Raw genomic sequence first — 338 nt, forward strand, 5'->3', positions numbered from 1 at the left:
AGTGTTTGGTCACGCAGTCGCCGGTTCGTGTTTGAAGGCTTCGCCGTACTTGAGCGTCGCCCAGGCCAGGCGCGCATTCTTGGCGGCGATTGCGACAGCTGTGCGCCAGTAACCGCGACGCTCGACGAGATTTCTCACCCAGCGGCTAAAACGGTCCTGCTTGTCGCCCAGACTCGCCATCACAGAGCGAGCTCCGAGTACCAGCAGATTGCGTAGGTAAGCGTCTCCCGTCTTCGTGATGGTGCCCAGCCGTTCTTTACCTCCGCTGCTGTACTGGCTTGGCGTGAGGCCTATCCACGCGGCCACCTGACGACCGTTTCTGAAGTCGTGTCCGGCGC

Annotated in this window: 1 protein-coding gene; it reads right to left on the minus strand. The window is 61.5% G+C overall.

Going from position 1 to position 338, the window contains the following annotated elements:
- Window positions 1-9: 9 nt before the first annotated feature.
- On the minus strand, window positions 10-338 hold a 329-nt coding region (locus P0D89_RS54365), incomplete at its 5' end, for a transposase (protein ID WP_408379904.1).

The sequence above is a fragment of the Paraburkholderia sp. RL18-085-BIA-A genome, from assembly GCF_046027075.1.
Classification (GTDB): domain Bacteria; phylum Pseudomonadota; class Gammaproteobacteria; order Burkholderiales; family Burkholderiaceae; genus Paraburkholderia.